Raw genomic sequence first — 20,971 nt, forward strand, 5'->3', positions numbered from 1 at the left:
TATTGATAACTAACCCTAGTTTTTTTATCTTGATAACTAGTATATTTTGCAGAACTTTAATTCTTCCTTGTTCGTATCAAGAACCAACCTTGACATCAGTAGGTGTTTTATCTGATATCTCTTTATAATCTTGAACACTATTAACAGATTTATGATTCTTATCTAAGAATACTTGAATCTTAAGATCTGTTGGTTTAAGATTTTTTAATCTAATCTTTGGAATTCAAGATTGATAGATCTAATTTGATAAGAACTATCAATCTTCATAATACCTACTAATTTAAGTTTTTGTTTATTATTAGAAGTTAAATTAACTAGTAGCGATCAATCGCTGTCTTTAGTGATGGAATCAAACTTAAGATCTTCTTCTAAATGAAGTTTTAATTTATCTATTAAACCAGATTGTTTTAGTTTTCCTTTTAATAGTTTAGTTGATAGTATGAATTAAATAATCTAGGTTGATAATTCTTCTAAATTCTTTCACTCAGGATCACCTAAATCTAAAATTTTAATAGTGGTTTTATTATCATGATCATTAATTGATTGTTCTGATAATAAAACAGACTTAATTGTGTTAGTATATCTTTTAAACTCGTTGATGGTTGCAGGTTTACTATAGACTTTTTCATCCCCTTTAGTAAAGACAACTCTTAATTGAAGATTACCACATTCATTATTTTTAGATTTGCTATTATCAGTTATTTCAATAGTAGTTGATCATTCACAAATTACAAAGTTGTCTTTTTTTAATTTAATGTTTGAAATATCTACTTCGTTAGATTTAATCTTATTAATATCAATAGAATAATCATAACCATCTACAAATATAAAGTTATCAGCTGATAAACTAGAAGCGTATTTTTTTCAATTACTCTTTTTGAGTTTAGAACAGCTGGTGATATTTGCAAATCATCATTAGCAGATATATCAGTTTCTATATTTAATTTAAATTTATAGTTTGTTGTATTAAACTACAACTAAAACCAACTATACTTAGGAATGATCTTAAAGATAAAAACGATCCAAATATTAATATATTTCTTCTTTTATTAATCACAGTTTATAAGTCAAGTAGATATAAATAAATTATTATGCAGTTAATAAATTTGCTATATTGTTTATTTAATTCATAGGATTTTTGCAATAAATCCAATACAAATTAATTGTAATGGTGGAACAAAAAACAAGAAGTATTTAGCATTACGCCATTACTTCTTGTTTATCTATAATTTTAATAATTCTTATTGTTTCTTAAATATCTTTTTAAAAATAATAATTACTTAATTATTAATAAATAGATTAAGAAACAGCTCTAGAAGATGCTGCTGTTGCTCCAGAAGTTCCAGATGCAGCAGGAGTTGCAGGAGCTGGCGATGCTGCAGGAGCTTGTTGATATTTAAATGTAACAAATGTTATTTTAGGTAAATAGGTAAATTTTTCACCATCAAGTTTAATAGCAGCCATTATCATTACATTGTTATTTTGATTATGTTCAAATGTTGATTTTCAGCTGTTATCTGCATTATTAGGACCACGTTTAGCCTTATCTAATGAGTTACCATCATTTTCTTGATTTTTATCATTAACTCAAACTGTATCAACTTCAGTAGAATTAGATAAACTATATCAAGATTTTAATGTATCTCCAAATTGATTTTCGTCCGCTGTTAAAAATTCATTTATTTTATTTCTAAAAGGATTTACTCTAGAAAAAACTTCTGATTTGATGTAATCTAATCTAGATGCTTGAATGCTAGTTTGTTCATCACCCTCATAATCATCTTTAATTAATTTCTTCAAATATAGTTTATAAGTATATGCATTTGTTGTAGTTCATGATTTTCCAAATGCTATATTAACTAATACTTTATAATATTCTATATTTTTAGTTCCATCATACACTATAGAGGTTGGTGTGAATTCTCAAACTTTTTCTTTAATTTTTAAAACTAATTTGTCATCTTTTAATTTTGTGTATTTACCAGGTACAGTTATTTTAATATCCGAATCAGTACCAACAATACCTAAATCTTTACCTGTTTCTGAAACTTGACCAGCATTGCTATAATCCTCAAAATTATTTTGAGATCTAACATCGCCATTAAATACTTGAACTTTGATATCAGATGGAGCTACATTTTTTAAGATAATTTTATCGAAATCAATGCTAATATTTTTAACTACATCGCTACCTTTATCTGAAGCTGTACCAACAATTTTAAGTTTTTTACCTTCTTGTGTTTTAAACACTAATTTAGGTGATTCATTATCTTTAGTAACCGATTCAAAAATTAAACTACCTTCTATCGATAAAGATGGTTTGTATTCACTAATACTTTCAACTTTTTTCTTCAGAAGTTTTGTAGATAACTCAGATTTAGCTTCTATTGTTGAAGCATTATCAGTTTGAGTTTCAGAAGCAGTACTACCAGTATCCATTTCATCAGTAGATACTAATTTTAATGAAGACATAGCTGCTGCGGGTTGTGATTGAGATTCTGAACCTTGATTTTCACCAGCCTCAGTTTCTGGAACAGTTTCAGCTTTAGGTGATAGTAAATCCTCTAACGTATCTCAATTAGCATCACCTAAATCTAAAACTTTAGCAACTTTGTTAGTTGTTTCAGGACCACTAACAGTTTCATCTTTTAATAATAGCGAAGCTATAGTAGTAGATAAAGTTTTGAAACCACTTAAAGTTATAGGATCACTAGCTACAAGATCACTACCTTTAGTGAATTCAGCTTTGATTTGAATATTATCTTTATCCTCACTAGAACTAATATTATTACTAACTAACTTAACTCCCAATTGTCATCCTTCAATAGCTGGACTAGTGTTTTTTAACATTATTTTAGTTAAATCGATTTCACTAGTTTTAACTTTGTTAAAAGGTTGTTCATTTCCATCAGCATTAACTAATTTAAAACTTTCAGGACTTAAAGTTTTCACGAATTTTTCAACTTCTGCTTTTGAATTTGCAGGAGTAGTAGGAGTAGTTGTTCCTCCGTTACCACCACCATTTGTTGGAGGGGTTACAGGATTTTCAGTTCCTGGGTTTTCTGGTGTTTTATTACCACCATTATTCGGATTTTTTGGATCTGTTGGATTAGTAGGTTTTACTACCTTTTCTGTTTTACAACTCGCTGCTGATAAAGCAACAAAAGAACCAACACCTAATAGACTAATAAACTTTAAGATATTTTTTCTTTTCACCTTAAAGTTCTGTTTAACAAAATCCTCTTAACTAAACGATAGATTTTGCTAAAAATCTATATAAACCTGAATAATTAATAAATAAATCAGGATCATTTTCGATTAAAAAACCGTAAAATGACCCTGAAACATATAGGAGCTTCTTCTTCTTCTTCTTCTTCTTCTTCTTCTTCTTCTTCTAGAAATAAAGGGTTTTGGCTAAATCTAAAAAACTATATCTTAGAAAGGAATAACTTATTTATCTAATAATATACACTAAATAAATTATAGGTTTAATATACACTAAATAAATTATAGGTTTTATTTAAAGGTTTATTACTTTCTATATATTATTACATTGATTATTTTATTTTTATTATATCCAGTTTATTGTTATGTATATTCTTCAAAGAAGATTGCTTAGCATAAAATAATGCTTATAGTATACCAATAAGATAATAATTAAAAAACAAGAAGTATTTAGCTTAATGCTATTACTTCTTGTTTATCTATAATTTTATAATCGTTATTGTTTCTTAAATATCCTTTTAGGATTAACAATGAGTTATTTATTAAATAAATAGATTAAGCGCTTCTTCCCGAAGAAGATGTTGTTTCAGAGGTTGATGTTGCTGCAGGAGCTGCTTGATATTTAAATGTAACGAATGTTATTTTAGGGAAAAATACATATTTGTTATCATCACTTAATTTAATTCCTGCTATAAACATAAAGTTGTTATTTTGATTGCTAACTAAATTTGATCTTCAACCTTTTTCTGATTCATTGTTTTTAGTTACATCTATATTTTTAGATATAATATTACCTTTACCTGTTTGATTATTATCATTAACCCACTTACTGGCATTATTATCACTAGATAAACTGTATCATGAAGTTAGATTGTCAGCAAAACCTGGATTAGGATCTAAAAATTTATTAACGTTGTTTCTCCACATATTTATACGACTAAATACTTCAGGCTTAATATAAGATAATTTTGCTTTGTTAGCACTTTCCGTTCCATTACCTTCATAATCATCAGAAAACATTTTCTTTAAATAAACATTGTAGTCATAAACATTTGTAGTAGTCCATGTTTTACCGAAAGATACTTTAACTAAAGCCTTATAATTTTCTATTTTATCTTGACCATTATAATAAATAGATGTCGGAATAAATTCTCAATTTTTTTGTTGAATTTGTAAACCTAGTTTATCTTCATCATTCTTTGTGTATTTACTTGCAACAGTTATAGTTCTAGTATTAGCATTATTATCAACAGTACCTACGGTACCGACCACTTCACCGGAATTAGCTACTAAACTAGCATCGCTATAATCTTTGAAATTATTTTGAGATATTGTGTTATCGTTAAACACATCTACTTTAATATTTGATGGAATAACTTTTCTTAACACTATTTTATCAAAATCAAAACTAATATTCTTAATTACTTCAGAATCATTTTCAGATGCAGTACCAACAATTTTAAGTTTTTTACCTTCTTGCGCTTTAAACACTAATTTAGGAGATTCACCATCTTTAGATACTGATTCAAAAATTAAATTACCTTTAATTGATAATTCAGGATTTTTAATTTCATCAATAGCATCTACTTTAGTCTTTAATAGCATAGTAGATAACTTAGAATTATCACCAATACTTGAACTATTATCTGATTCTGTAATTGCAGAATTTTCTTTAGTTGAACTTTCTCCAGAAGCTTGATCACTAGTTGAAGGTGAATCCACTAATTTAATTGAAGAACTTGTGCCAACTTCAGAAGGTTCTGATTCAGTTGTAGTTTCTGGATGTGTCGCTTCCGAACTTCCGCTAGTTGCAGATTGATTATCTACAGCAACTATTAAATCCTCTAACGTATCTCAATTAGCATCACCTAAATCTAAAACTTTAGCAACTGTACTTGTTCCATCAGAGCCACTAACAGTTTCATCTTTTAATAATAGCGAAGCTATAGTAGTAGATAAAGTTTTGAAACCACTTAATGTTATAGCTTGACTTTCTACTACATCACTACCTTTAGTGAATTCAGCTTTGATTTGAATATTATCTTTATCCTCACTAGAACTAATATTATTACTAACTAACTTAACTCCCAATTGTCATCCTTCAATAGCTGGACTAGTGTTTTTTAATTTAAAGTTTTCAACTTTAACTTTACTAGCTTCAATTTCATTTAAAGGTTGTTCATTTCCGTCATCTTTAACTAATTTAAAACTTTCAGGACTTAAAGTTTTCACGAATTTTTCAACTTCTGCTTTTGAATTTGCAGGAGTAGTAGGAGTAGTTGTTCCTCCGTTACCACCACCATTTGTTGGAGGGGTTACAGGATTTTCAGTTCCCGGGTTTTCTGGTGTTTTATTACCGCCATTATTCGGATTTTTTGGATCTGTTGGATTAGTAGGTTTTACTACCTTTTCTGTTTTACAACTCGCTGCAGATAACACAACAAAAGAACCAACACCTAATAGACTAATAAACTTTAAGATATTTTTTCTTTTCACCTTAAAGTTCTGTTTAACAAAATCCTCTTAACTAAACGATAGATTTTGCTAAAAATCTATATAAACCTGAATAATTAATAAATAAATCAAGGACATTTTCGGTTAAAAAACCGAGAAATGACCCTGAAACATATAGAAGCTTCTTCTTCTTCTTCTTCTTCTTCTTCTTCTTCTTCTTCTAGAAATAAAGGGTTTTGGTTAAATTCAATAATTAATAAAATATGAACTTTAATATATACCTATTTATTGTTTTAAGAATTTATGATTATTAATTTGTTCTATTAGCAAAATACAAGATAGTAACAGAATTTGGTCAGTAATAACCGAATGTAGTAGCTGACTTTTTATAAGCCACTCTTGAAAAGATTATAAATGTCGTAGGATTATTATTGTTAATTTTAGTAACATTAATATTTCCAGACATAATATTATTTTCTATCAATTGAACAACCCCATCACCGTTACTACTATTATTGGCTCCATAAATTAAGTCATTAAATTCATTAGAATTATCATTCTTTGAAAAGAAATAATTAGCATCATTTGAAGATAGTACTGATTTTCAATCAGTAACACTGTCACCCATTCTTCCTGGAATGCTCCCTAAGCCATTTCCTGAATTATTTACAACAGATGAATCTAATGCTTTTTTAGATCCAAAATCAATATTATGAATTTTCTTGAAAATTAATTTGGTACCAAAATATTTATCATCAAATATTTCTTTACCATCAAAAATGTATTTTGATTTAAAAAATATCTTATCAACCTTACCTTCGCCTATATAAGGTAATTTAATCGGATCAACATTTACTATTTTATCTATAGAAGAATTGTTTGCATTTACGCTGACTTTAAATTTTAAATTATTATTACTATCTAAAGAATATCTTGTACTTTCAGAACCTTCAGATTTTATTTTTTCTTTGTATTCATCAATGTTAGATGAAGAATTTTCCATTCTATCACCATCTTTAATATAGGCACTTATTTTTATATCATCTGGTAATAAATCTTTAAGAACTATTCCGTCATCTAATATTATTGACCAATTCGGATTATCTTCGTATTTTATTGATAATTTATTATTTTCATCTTTAGATGTTAAATAATAGCTAGCCTGTGATTGGTTTTGTTCAGAATCAATAATTGACACTAGCTTAGCTTCACCTGATAAATATAATTTTTCTGGATCAAACTCACTAAAATTAGTTTTTAAGCTATTTAACTCATTTTTTATTTCTGACTCATTATTTGTTATTAAACTTTTAAATTTTATAGCTAATTCTGATGTTTTTGATACATTCGGTTCATTAACATCATCAGTTGTTCTTAATGATCGTTCTAAACTAGATGTTGTTATGGTTATTTGTTTATTTAACTCTGATAATTTTTTAAATTCAGCACTTCCTAAATCTAAAACAGTTTTGTTTAGAATGTTATTTTTAGAATCTTTAACCGATATTGTTTTTAATAATATAGATGTGATAGAAGATTTTAGAGTTTTAAATCCAGAGATCGTAATTTCATCACTAATAATATGATCATCATTCCTAGAAAACTTAGCTTTAAATTTAATAATGCCATTATCAACATTTGAGCTATCATTTTTATCGATTATCTCAACACTAAAAGTTCAGTCAGAAATTACAGGATCAGATTCGTTTTTTAGCTTAATATTATTTGATTTAAGTTCATTAGATTTTATAGAACCTTTATTTAAATCATTGTTTGTATCATCAACTAGTTTAAAACTATCTGGAACCAACATTCTTGCATAAGCTTCAACAGCTTCCTTGTTGTTTATCTTATCAGAAGGAGTAGTTTTATTGTTTTGTTTGTCGGGATTTTGAGGATCAAGCAATTCAACAGATTGTTTTTCCACTAGTTGCTTACAACTTGCAACTGATAAAATAGCAAAAGAACTAGCACCTAATAAGCTAATAAAGTTTAAAAATTTTTTCACTCTCATTTTTAATTAATCAAGTTTATAAGAAAAATTTAGGTTTTTTATAAACTCATACATAATTGAAGTTTATATCTATATTATTTGCAATAAAATAATGATAAATAGTAAAAATGTTGTCGATAATTTATTGTAAATTATCTTCTAAATAATTAGACATTACTTTTTGCAAATTAAGAATAAGAATTATAATCCGAATTAATATTTTCACATAAATAAATACTATTAAATTTAATTTCATTAAATATCTTTTAAAAATCGTATTTTACAAAGAAAGTGTATCTTTTATCTTAAATAAGATAACAAAAATAATAATGATATATTTAGAAATTGCAAATATTAAAAATTATTATGCATTTCCTTATTTGTATTACTTTATTCTATATCTTAATAAAAAACGATTAAATTAATTCTTAATATAAAAAACAAGGATTTTCTCCTTGTTTTTTAATAGAAATTTTATAAATATTTTTCTTCAATAGTAATAAGTGTTAAACATGAAATAACATTATCATTAATCATATTTAAAATTACTACTAATTTAGAGATGAATACATCATCATTATCTGATCTTATAAAGATTAGATAATTATGGTTGTGCTGGAGCTTGGATATGTAGCAATGTTATAGAACTATCTCATAAGTAACTATAAGCATTTTCATCCATCCCTGATTTGTAAGCTATTCTTGGAAAAATAATATAATTTGTTGCTCTATTGGCGATTATATTATATTGAAGATCTTTTAGTGTTTTACCATTAGCAATTATTGATTTTTTCCCTTCTTTTTGAATTAATTGCGATACTCCCGCTCCAGATATAGAATTATCTTCACCACTTATTGAATCTACAAAACCCATATCATTATTTTGACCTTTTCAAAAATAATCATCTCAATTTTGTCATGTATTGAAATTAGAATCTTTTCGTTTTACAGAGTCAATATCAACATTAGCGGTTTTAGTTCCTGGTATGTAATTTGTTCCAAATCAAATTGAAGCTATTTTATTAGAACCTACTGGATTTGTATCATTATTGCCATAATCTCAATTATGAATTTTTTTAAATAATAATTTAGTTCCAAAAACATCTCCATTAAACATACCAGTACCATCAAAAATATATTTAGCTTTGAAAAGAATTTCGTTAGCTTTTGAAGGATCTACATAAGGTATTTTAATTGGATTAACGATAACAGAAGCAACTTTTGGATTTTCATTTACAATCTTATCTGGTTTCACTTTTAACACATCACCATCTAACGAATACTTACTATTTGACTCGCTTGATACTAATTGTTTGTAAGGCGTTGAATTTTCTTGGTTATTAAATTCTTCATCAGATGCATAAGTATTAGTAGGGGTTTTAGAAACTAGTATTTTAACAGAATCAGGTAACAAGTCTTGAATAAATAAACCGTCAGTTAAATCAATAGATCAACTCTTGCCTTTATATTTAATTGATAACTTATTATCATTACCATCTTTAGATATTAGGTAGTAATTACCATGTCAGTCATTGGCTTTTCATAAATTTACCAATTTTGCTTGACCTGATAAATAAAGATTATCTGGGTTGAAATCAGAATATGCTTCTTTGATTTTATCCAATTTTGTCTTGTATTCAGAAGATTCACCATGAATTAATGTTTTAAATTTATCATTTAATCCTGATGTTTGATCTTGATTAACTTCTGGTTGAGGTTGTACTTCTGGAGTTCCAGTCATTTCAACAATACTAGCACGAGCTGCTGGTTGAGCTGAAGCTTCACCTGTTCCACCTGCAGATGTTCTTACAATTCCTTGTTTATTTAAATCTACAAGAGTTTTAAATTCTGCGCTACCTAAATCTAAAAGGTTTTTCTTAACATCTTGACCATTAGAATCTTTAACAGTCATCTCTTTTAACAACGCTTTGGCTACAGCAGTTTGTAATGTCTTAAATCCAGATATAGTAATTTCATTACTAGTTACTTCATCACTTTCTTTAGTAAATTTAATCTTAAATTTAACAGAGTCATTTTCTGGATTTGTACTATCACTATTACTAACTAACTCAACACCCAATGTTCATCCTTCAGTTGCGGGATTATTTTCTTTTAATTTAATATTTTCCTTAGTTACTTCACTAGCTTTTATGCTATCTTTAGTTATTTCAGCATTACTAGAATTTACCAGTTTAAAACTATCTGGCATTAATGTTTTTACATAAGCCTCAACTGCTTTTTTACTATTTGTTGGTTCAGATGGAGTCATATTGTTAGATCCATCAGATCCGCCACTAGGATTTGAAGTGGTAGCTCCACCGCCACCTGTTGTAGGAGGAGTCGTAGTTGTGCCACCTCCGTTATTCGGATTTTTCGGTTCAGTTGGTTTAGTAGGTTTTTCAGTAACCGGTTGTTTACAGCTAGCTGCAGATAAAGCAACAAAAGAACCAACACCTAATAGACTAATAAACTTTAAGATATTTTTTCTTTTCACTTAAAGTTTGTAATTAGCAAAATCTTTTTTGTTAATTAATTCAAATAATAGATTTTGCTAAAAATCTATATAAATCTGAATAATTAATAAATAAATCAGGATCATTTTCGGTTAAAAAATCGAGAAATGACCCTGAAACAAATAGGAACTTCTTCTTCTTCTTCTTCTTCTTCTTCTTCTTCTTCTAGAAATAAAGGGTTTTGAATAAATCCAAAAACTTTCTTTTTAAAAAATAACTATTTTATCTAATAATCAACTAAGTAAATTTTAGATTCCATTTAATAATTTATTGCATTCTATAGATTATTTGATTGCTCGATTTATTTCTATACTTCTTGAGTTATACTTAATTTATTGTTTTAAATTTTAATAACTAAAAAGGATTAGTTAGCATAAAATAAATGCTCATTACATACAAATATAACTAATAATTAAAAACAAGAAGTATTGGCATAATGCAATTACTTCTTGTTTTATATAATTTGATAATCTTAATTATCTTCTTGAATATATTCTAGGATTAGATTAAGACTGTGAAGCAGCAGCCATTGTTGAAGTGGTTGGTGATGGAGCTTGATATTTGAATGTAACAAATGTTATTTTAGGTAAGAATACATATTTATCTTTATCACTTAATTTAATTCCTGCTATAAACATAAAGTTATTATTTTTATTAGCATAAAAATCAGATCTTCAACTTTGGTTACTACTAGAAGTACTATCTATACTTTTATTTATGATGTTACCTTCTCCTACTTGATTCTTATTGTTATCTCATTTTTTATTCATATCACCTGGTGCTGATAAGCTATATCATGAAGAAAGATTATTAGTGATATTAGGTTCAACATCCAAAAATTTATTTATATTATTTCTTCACTGATTCACACGAGCAAACACTTCAGTTTTAATATAAGCTAATGAAGCTCTACTAGCACTTTCATTCGAATTGCCTTCATAATCTTCTGAAAGCATTCTTTTTAGATAAACATTGTATTCATAAACATTTGTAGTAGTTCATAATTTACCGAAAGATATTTGAACTAAAGTTTTATAGTTTTCAATCTTATCAGAACCATTGAATACTACAGAAATCGGAGTAAACTCTCAATCTTTCTCTTTAATCTTTAGACTAAGCTTATTTTCGTCAAATTTAGTATATTTGCTAGGAACAGCTATTTTATCTCCATTGTCTGAACCAAAATTAGGTATATCTTTCCCTGAATCAGAAACTTGATCACCTTTTTTATAATCTTCAAAATTGTTTTGTGACTTAAAACTATCTTTAAAAACTTCGAATTTGATATCAGATGGAGTTAATTTTTTTAAAACTATTTTATCAAACTGAATATCAATCATTTTAGGTGTATCAACTTCTTTTTCAGATGCAGTACCGACAATTTTAAGTTTTTCACCTTTTTTAGCAGAGAATACGATTTTAGGGGAATCATTTTCCTTAGTAACTGATTCAAAAATTAAATTACCCTTAATTGATAACTGAGGATTTTTAATTTTATCAATAGCATCTACTTTATTTTTTAATAACATAGTAGATAACTTAGAATTATCACCTATAGCTGAACTATTGTCACTTTCTGTTGATATAGAATTTTCTTCATTAGAAGTTTCTTCAGAAGGTTGCGCATTACCTGAACCTGAATCAACTAATTTAATTGATGTTTTAGCACTAGCTTCAGAAGGTGCTGATTCACTTGAACTTTCTGGCGGTGTTACTTCAGCAGATGTAGTTTCCCTAGTAACAATTAAGTCTTCTAATGTATCTCAATTAGCATCACCTAAATCTAAAACTTTAGCAACTGTACTTGTTCCATCAGAGCCACTAACAGTTTCATCTTTTAATAGTAGTGAAGCTATAGTTCTAGATAAAGTTTTGAAACCACTTAAAGTTATAGGATCACTAACTACAAGATCACTACCTTTAGTAAATTCAACTTTAATTTGAATATTATCTTGATCCTGACTAGAACTAATATTACTAACTAACTTAACTTCCAATTGTCATCCTTCAATAGCTGGACTAGTGTTTTTTAATTTAAAGTTTTCAACTTTAACTTTACTAGCCTCAATTTCATTTAAAGGTTGATCATTTCCGTCATCTTTAACTAATTTAAAACTTTCAGGAGTTAAAGTTTTTACAAATTTTTCAACTTCAGCTTTTGAGTTTGCAGGAGTTGTAGGATTAGTAGTATCACTACCTCCTGCGGGTGAAGTAACAGGATTATCTGTTCCAGACTTTTCAGGAGTTGTATTACCACCGTTATTCGGATTTTTTGGTTCGGTGGGTTTGGTAGGTTTTTCAGCAACTGGTTGTTTACAACTAGCTGCAGCTAGCGAAACAAAAGAACCAACACCTAATAGACTAATAAACTTTAAGATATTTTTTCTTTTCACTTAAAGTTTGTAATTAGCAAAATCTTTTTTGTTAATTAATTCAAATAATAGATTTTGCTAAAAATCTATATAAACCTGAATAATTAATAAATAAATCAGGATCATTTTCGATTAAAAAACCGAAAAATGACCTTGAAACATATAGAAGCTTCTTCTTCTTCTTCTTCTTCTTCTTCTTCTTCTTCTTCTTCTAGAAATAAAGGGTTTTGTAAAAATTAAAACTTAATCATTTAATTATAATTAAAAATTATTTAGAACTATTCATTAGTGTTGATAAAGTGAATGTAACATTTCCTAAATTAGGAGCAGGATTTGCGTTTGTACCATTCACATCTCCCGAAACAATTATTTTATTTAGTCCTTGTTTTAATTTTAAAAATGAATTACTATTTTCATCTTTTTTAGATGAATCAAATCTCTTTAAACTTGAATCTCAATTCTCAGTTTGCAGTTCTTTAAATTGTGCTTTACCATCAGCTTCTTGATTATTATATTGCTTAGTTCAAAATACTAATTTTCGTGAATCTTGAGTGTTATAAATCCCACTAATTTCATACATACCTTCTATAGGAGCATTTACATAAAACGAATAATACAAAATGTTATTTTTATCTAAATTTTGACTATTATCTATTTTACCTCCTAGATAACCTAAAACATAATTATCTGTGACTTGTCCTGTACCATCTATAGCTGCGCTTATTTTCTTTATTTCAGTTCTAGATCTATTTGCTATTCCATACCCCTTAATAAAATTAACTGTTATCTTATTTTGATTATGCGGATCTATTTCATTACCAAAAATGGAATTATAAACTAGATTTTCACTCGAACTATCTAATGATATGTACGCGTTACCAATAGCTGGAATACTTGTTTTTTCTGAAGGCATTATTAATTTAATGTTATTATTACCTCAATTAAGATCAGTTAAGTTAATTTTTAAAATTTTTATATCTTCGATTGACAAATCTTGCAATTGGTCATTTAAATCAATAATCTGTTTTTGATTAACTTGATATTGTAATCCTGTATTTTCTCTTGTCTGACTAGATAAGAAATATTTTACTGGTAAATATAGTATAGCTGTAGCTCCACCAAAGTAAGTAAAATTAATATCATAACTAGCTTGAGTTTGTTCAACATTATCTTTTTCTAAACTATAGATTCAAGATACTTTTGTTAGTTGATCCGAATTGCTTGTGCCGTTAATTTTACGTTTTAAAAATTTATAAGAAAAGTCACCTAAATTAGTTCCAAAACCTATTAAACTAAAATCGGTAGGTTGACTCCTTTTTTTCTTGAAATTACCGTGAAAGTTATCAGCACTAATTGCTATATCATTAAAAGTTGAATATAAATCAACATTAATCTTTTGACTGTCAATTAGAGATATTGCTTCCTTAATATTAGTATTTGCAGTTATTGCTGAATTAACTTGTAATTCTTCGCTAGGTTGCAAACCGCTTTGAACAATATTTTCTGCTACTTCATATAATGAATTTAAATGCGTTTTAATACTGTTATATTTAACTTGGTTTAGAGAATTCACTCTTTCTTCTTTATTATTTAAAGTCACTTTTAAAGAATTAAATTCTCTAACCAATTCTTGATGAGCATTATCAAATATTTGTTTATCGCTTGCAGCAAAATCCAAAGCAGATTCTAAATCTACTTTGGATTTTTCTAATTGTTCTAATGAACTTTTATAATCATTACTAACAACTTCAGAAGAGTTATATGCTGATTCTAATTTTTCTTTTATTTTTGCGTAATCTTTATATAAATTAACCTTTGATTGTTTAGTATTTATTAAATCAGTTAATTCTTTTCTAGCTTTGTTTATTAAAGAATCAGAATTATTTTTGTTGATTGGTAATTCTTGCGTCAAATCACTCTTAGGATCTGATTGTTTAATATCAGCTATTTTTATACCGGTGCAACTAGTTGCAAAAACACCAATTAATGAACTAACACCTAAGAAGTTAACAGTTTTTAAAAAACTTTTTCATTTCATATGAAAATGTTTTATAAATAAAACCAACAAATAATGATTTTATTTGAATTTATATAAATTTATAAAAACACTAAATTTAATAAATTAAACTAACTTAAAAACTAAGTAATTCTAATGTACTTAGAACTACTAATAAAGTTTGATTTTACTTCTTATTTTTTTATCAGAAACAATAAGATTTAATTGAATTAATTGTGTAATTCATTTTTTAGGTGAAATATTTAATTAGATGATGCTGCTGGTTGAGTTGTTGTATCTAGTGTGAATGTAATGTTTCCAAGATTAGGTGCTGCACTATTAGAAGCTAATCCTGAAACTATAATTTTATTTAAACCTTTCGTTAAATTTAAGCTAGCAGAGCTGTCGTTCGTTTTTTGTTGTTCGTTAAACATTTTTAATTTGTCAGTTCAATTACCAGCGCCAGAATTTAGATTATGAAATTTAGCTTTTTTTCCGCTATCATTAGTTCCGTAATTGTCTTTTCAAAATGATAAACCTCTATTTTCGCCTGAATTATAAAATCCGCTTATTTTGTATGTTCCTTCAACAGAAGCATTTACATAAAAAATATAATAACGATCTGTTTGAGAATCATTTCCACTACCTTCTTTTGATCCAAGATAACCTATTAGGTATTGAGTTTGCGCGGCTTCATTATCGTTAAATTTACCGTTAAATTTAGTTAAATTTGTAGCAATTTTATTAGCCATTCCATAACCTTTAACAAAATTTACTGTTATTGTATTAGGATTACCTTCAACTTTTTCATTACCAAACAAATTGTCGTTAATTTTATTTATCGATTCTTCTGTTTCTGATTTTGCAATATACATATTGCCAATCATTGGATTTTGCTTATTTAAAGGGGCACTAAATGAAATTATGTTTTCACCGAATATTAAACCATTTAAATTAATTTTAGCAATCTTTATATCACCTATTTGAGCATCACTTATATTAGAACTAATATCAATTAAGTCGCCATTATTAAGTTTATATTGTAATCCTAGGTTATTAGAGTTTTGTGATGATGTATAGGTTTTATATGGAAAATATAAAACGGCACTAGAACCGCTATAATATTTAAATTTAAGGTTATAACTAGAACTCTTGTTGTTTTGACTTCTCAAATCGTATATTCAAGCAACATCAGTTATATTTGATAAATTGTCAGTTGCTGGCAATTTATCGATTTTTCTAGTAGCAAACTTTATATTTGGGTCGCTTAAATTAGAACTAAATGATACGATTCTTCAATTAGATGCTTGATTTTGAGTTTTTAAAAAATCACCTATAAAATTCTCAGAAGAAAGAGAAAACTTTTTAAAATTTAAATATTCGTTTGAAATAGCTTTTTTATCGTTAATATCAGAAATTAAATCAATTATGTTATTTTTAGCAATTTGAATTTTTTCTTTTGTTAAATTCTCATCTTGAAGTGTGTTGGTAATTATTAATTCAGCTTCAGAATATAAAGATTCATATTGATTTTTGATCTCCTGATAGTTAGAATCATCACCTATACTTCTCAAATCATTTTCTTTATTACTCAAAGTATTTTTTAATGCATTATAAGCATCAACTAATTCATGTTTAGAATTGTCAAATGCCGTTTTTTCTTTAGCAGCACTATTTATTGCTAACTGTAATTCGTTTATAGTTTGAATAAATACATCATTCTTAGCATTTGAATCATTATTCACATTTTTAGCGCTATTATACGCATTTTGTAATTTATTTTTTATCTTTGAATAATCTTTATATAAAGAAATATTAGAATCTTCTGTTTTTAAAAGATTGATCAATTCGTTTTTTGAATTATTTAAAGCTAGATCAGAGTTACCATTAACATTAGGGTTATTAGAATTTGGGCGTGTAGACTCAGGTTGCAGTGGATTAGTTTCAGTTTTTGGAGAAGTAGCACTTTCTGATATCTTTATACCCGCACAACTAGTATTCATTAAACAAATTGATACTGTTATCCCTAATAAATTAAATATCTTTAGATACTTTTTTTGTTTCATAAGTTCTGACAATAACCTTTAAATTCAATAAATATTACTTTTAAAATAAAAAATTAGATTAATTTTCAGGAATCCACCTTAAAATTAATCTAAAACAGATAGAAGCTTCTTCTTCTTCTTCTTCTTCTTCTTCTAGAAACAAAGGGTTTTAACGATATTTAATATTTTATTTAGCATTTTTATAAAAATTCATTATCGTAAATGAAATATTAAAACGTATTAAGCGCTATCTTACTTTTTATTCTAAAGACAAATTGAATATAATTTAAATTATCTTATAAACTGTATATTTATTTATTACGAATATCTTAAAAATTTACTTATTACTAAATTTTCATTCTTATTACTAAATTTTCATTAATTAATTTTTAAAAATTTAAAAATTAATTATATGATTGCAATTTAAAAGTAACATTTCCTAAATTAGGAGCAACAGAATTTTGTTCTTGACCTGTTACAATTAATTTATTTAAACCTTTATCTAATTGAAGACTAGATGAACCATTCATAGCTTTATTATCTTTATCAAAGCTTTTTAATTTATTTCAATCTGCAGCTCTTAAATTAACAAATTTGGCTTGTTCATTATTATTACGAAGTCCATTTTTTCAAAATGTTAAACCCCTAGATTCTCCTGAATTGAATATTCCGCTTATTTCATATCTTCCTGAGACAGGAACATTTATATAAAAAGTGTAATATTTTTCGTCATGTGGTCCGTTGTGAGTTGTGACATTACCTAAATAACCAAGAAGGTATTCATCTTTAATTTCTCCAACATCATCTATTGCTGCTGAACGTTTTGTAAAATTGGTTTGATATGTACCCTCAGGAATAGTAGAAAGGCCATACCCTTTTACAAAATTAACACTAATTGCATTAGGATTTGTTAAACCTTTTTCACTAGCAAATATAGAATCATAAACCTTATTTTTTTCTTCTTCCGAATTTGATATAGTAATATACATGTTCCCAATCATAGGGTTTTCTTTTCCATCAGGAACACTAAATGAAATTGTATTAGATCCAAAATTTAATCCTGATAAGGAAACTTCACACACTTTAATATCGTCAACAACTGCATTAGTTATATTTTCTATATTTTGATTTGGTCCATTATTTAATTTATATTGAAGACCTAAATTATTAGTATTTTGCGTTGATAAATAAGACTTATACGGGAATCACAAGGTAGCCGTTTCTCCCTCATAATATGCAAATGAAAAATCATAACTTGAGCTATTTCCATCTTGAGGTTTTAAATTATAGATTCATGCAATATCAGTTATTCTAGAAACTGAATTAGCATCATTAATACCTTGTATTTTTCTCTTGGCGTACTTTCAAGTATTATTTGGTTATAGCTCCATTATAACCAATAATATACTTATTTTCAGCATTAGCATTTGTATCTGTTTTCGCAAACACTCCCTTAAAATTAGTATCTAAGATAGGGAATTTCTTAGCATTATAATATTCATCAACATTCGATTTTTGTAATCTATATTTTCCAAAATATGGTCAATATTATTCTTAGCATTATCGATGTTTTGTTTTGTTAATCCATTTGCTTGAAGACCTTTATTAATAATAATTTCCGCAACAACATAATGTGATTTTATAATCGATTTAAAACCATTATATTTGTATTCAATATTTGAAGATACAATATTGTTCTTATTAGCTACTAAAGTTTTAAGTTGAATATACGAATTTAATAAATCAACATTATCTAAATCAAATGTTTTTTTATCAGTTTGAGCTTTGTTAATAGAAGCTTTTAACGAATCCTTAGCATCATTTAATTCTTTTTCAGTTGATTCTTCAGAGTTTTTAATTGCTTCAGCTGATTCATAAGCGGATGTTAATTCTTTTTTAATAAGAGAATAATCGTTGTATAAATTAATCGTATTTTCTTTTGTTTTAATAATATTACTTAATTCTGTTCTAGCTTTATTTATTAATATTGAAACATTATCGCTAGGTGTTATTTTATTATTTGATTCATTTTTAGGATTAGTATTTGTCTCCGAATCATGATTAGATTTTTCAGATAACTTGATACCGTTACAACTAGCAGCCGACAAAGCAACTATAGATCCAACACCTAATAAAGTAATTATTTTTAATATACTTTTCTTATTTTTCATTTAATCTTCTTATCTAGCTAATTAAATAACAAAAGATTAGGTTTAAAACCTAATATTTGTAACTTATAAAAATTTAAGTTCATTATCGCACTTCAGCACGAATAATGAACTTAAAACAAATAGAAGCTTCTTCTTCTTCTTCTTCTTCTTCTTCTTCTTCTTCTAGAAACAAAGGGTTTTGATTGTATTTAATTATTAAATTATCTACTATTTGATTCTGAATTATTAACTAACGTAAATGATACATTTCCTAAATTAGGGGCAGGAGAATTTGAATCCGAACCGGAAACAATGATTTTATTTAATCCTTTAGTAAGTTGTAAACTCGCTGATTCATTAGTAGCTTTTTGGTTTTTATTGAATGATTTTAATTTACTATTCCAATCACCTGAATTTAAATTTTGAAATTTAGCTTTATTACCGTTACCTGAAGCATTATATGATCCTTTTCAAAAAGATAATCCTCTGCTACCCCCTGAATTAAAGACACCACCAATTTCGTACATACCATCTTTAGGAGCATTTAGATAAAAAGTATAGTATTTAACATTAGAACCATTAACTACTCCAGAACTGCCATCAGTCCCGCCCAAATAACCTATTATATAGTATTCTTTAGTTGGCACATTATTTCCAAGCGTGTCTGAATCTAATTTAAAATTCATCTTTTTGATAAAAGTATTGTTTGGTGTATTTCGAACAACAACCCCATAACCCTTATTAGCTAATCCGTATCCCTTAAGGAAATTAACTGTTATTTTATCAGGATTATCAGCACTAACTTCATTACCAAAAATATCATTATAGACAGCGTCAACAGTATCATTCGTTGTTGAAATATAGAAATTACCAATCATAGGGGCTTTCTTATTAGCTTCTGTTGTAAATGATATTTTGTTCATACCAAATTTTAATCCAGTTAAATTGATAGTAGCAACTTTTATATCATTTACAGCAACACCCGTTAAATCAACATTTACAGGATTATTTTCATTTAACTTATATTTAAGAGATAGATTAGAACCGCTAACTTGATCAGCTTTAGCTGCTTTATAAGGAAAATATAAAGTAGCAGTATTACCACCGTAATATTCAAAATCTAAATCATAACTAGCAGTAGTCATGTTCATTCCATCCTGAGTATCTAAACTATAGATTCAACTAACATTTGTTATTTGAATACTACGTTCTTTAGTTTCGCTATCAATTAATCTATTAGCATATCTTCATTGATATGAATTATTATCGTTATCGAAATCAGATGAAAAAGTTACAAGCTTTTGACTATCTGCTGGAGTTGCGCTATATTTTAAACTACCTTTAAAGTTGGTATTATTAACTCTAAACATCTTAAAAGTTGAATACTGATCAATATTAGATTTCTTGCTATCTAAATTATCTGTCAATTCCACTATTTTATTTTTAGCTTGATCAATAGTATTCTTAGTTAATCCATCATATTGGAGTGTATTTGTTATGATTTGTTCTGCTGTATCATAATAAGTTTTAAAATAACTTCTTATACCGACATATTTATCATCATTAAGTGATGATAATATTGCAGATTTATTATTTAATGTTGTTTTAAGTTCGTTATAAGCTCTAACTATATCTGTATGACCATTATCAAACTCAGTTTTATCAGCTTCAGCCTTGTTAATAGATGATTGTAATGATGCTTTTGCTTCATTAAGTTGTTGCTCTGTGGCGCTATTAGAATTTTTAGTTAATTCAGCAGCATTATATGCTGATGTTAATTCATTTTTAATAACAGAATAGTCTGAATAAGCATCAAGCTTATCAGCTTTAGTTTTAATTAGATTATCTAATTCTGTTCTTGCTTTAGTTACTAAAGCAGATACTCCATCATCAACCATATGTTCATTGGTCGGATTTTTATCTAGAGTTGGATCAGGTTGAGGCTGCTTGTCTAAATTAGAACTTTTTAGTTGTTCTGATAATTTAATTCCGTTACAGCTAGTAGCTGATAACATAACTATAGATCCAACACTTAATAAACTAACTACTTTTAATATACTCTTTTTATTCATTGTTATATTTCAATCTATTAATTAAATATGCTCACATAGCAAAAAAATATAGGCTTACTAAAACCTATGAGCATAACTTTTAATAATTTAGAAATTATGAACATTATTAATAAAAATTATTTAAATATAACAAGATTGTATAGGAACTTCT

Annotated in this window: 10 protein-coding genes; all 10 read right to left on the bottom strand. The window is 27.0% G+C overall.

The window, feature by feature from the left end:
* Nucleotides 1–1,299: 1,299 nt before the first annotated feature.
* On the bottom strand, nt 1,300–3,216 hold the full coding sequence (locus tag NMG68_RS02255; protein WP_255034334.1) for a hypothetical protein: 1,917 nt from the start codon (nt 3,214–3,216) through the stop codon (nt 1,300–1,302).
* Between the two features lie 564 nt (nt 3,217–3,780).
* Nucleotides 3,781–5,721 carry a hypothetical protein gene (locus NMG68_RS02260; protein ID WP_255034335.1) on the bottom strand — a complete coding sequence of 647 codons (1,941 nt, stop codon included), beginning with the start codon at nt 5,719–5,721 and terminating at the stop codon, nt 3,781–3,783.
* Nucleotides 5,722–5,989: 268 nt separating this feature from the next.
* Nucleotides 5,990–7,687, bottom strand: coding sequence for a hypothetical protein (locus tag NMG68_RS02265; protein WP_255034336.1), 1,698 nt, complete (start codon nt 7,685–7,687; stop codon nt 5,990–5,992).
* A gap of 589 nt (nt 7,688–8,276) precedes the next feature.
* Nucleotides 8,277–10,166, bottom strand: a complete 1,890-nt coding sequence (locus tag NMG68_RS02270) for a lipoprotein 17-related variable surface protein (RefSeq protein ID WP_255034337.1) — start codon at nt 10,164–10,166, stop codon at nt 8,277–8,279.
* A gap of 525 nt (nt 10,167–10,691) precedes the next feature.
* Nucleotides 10,692–12,578 carry a hypothetical protein gene (locus NMG68_RS02275; protein WP_255034338.1) on the bottom strand — a complete coding sequence of 629 codons (1,887 nt, stop codon included), beginning with the start codon at nt 12,576–12,578 and terminating at the stop codon, nt 10,692–10,694.
* 247 nt (nt 12,579–12,825) lie between these two features.
* Complete coding sequence (locus NMG68_RS02280; RefSeq protein WP_255034339.1) at nt 12,826–14,595, bottom strand: hypothetical protein; 1,770 nt, start codon at nt 14,593–14,595, stop codon at nt 12,826–12,828.
* A 221-nt stretch (nt 14,596–14,816) separates the two neighbouring features.
* Nucleotides 14,817–16,619, bottom strand: a complete 1,803-nt coding sequence (locus NMG68_RS02285) for a hypothetical protein (protein ID WP_255034340.1) — start codon at nt 16,617–16,619, stop codon at nt 14,817–14,819.
* Between the two features lie 383 nt (nt 16,620–17,002).
* A complete protein-coding gene (locus NMG68_RS02290; protein ID WP_255034341.1) occupies nt 17,003–17,809 on the bottom strand; it encodes a hypothetical protein in 807 nt (268 codons plus the stop codon).
* A 255-nt stretch (nt 17,810–18,064) separates the two neighbouring features.
* Nucleotides 18,065–18,769 (bottom strand): hypothetical protein, encoded by a 705-nt coding sequence (locus NMG68_RS02295; protein WP_255034342.1) that lies wholly within the window; start codon nt 18,767–18,769, stop codon nt 18,065–18,067.
* Nucleotides 18,770–18,969: 200 nt separating this feature from the next.
* A complete protein-coding gene (locus NMG68_RS02300) occupies nt 18,970–20,820 on the bottom strand; it encodes a hypothetical protein (RefSeq protein ID WP_255034343.1) in 1,851 nt (616 codons plus the stop codon).
* Between the last annotated feature and the right edge of the window lie 151 nt (nt 20,821–20,971).

The organism is Mycoplasma bradburyae, assembly GCF_024338845.1.
Classification (GTDB): Bacteria; Bacillota_I; Bacilli_A; order Mycoplasmatales; family Mycoplasmoidaceae; genus Mycoplasmoides; species Mycoplasmoides bradburyae.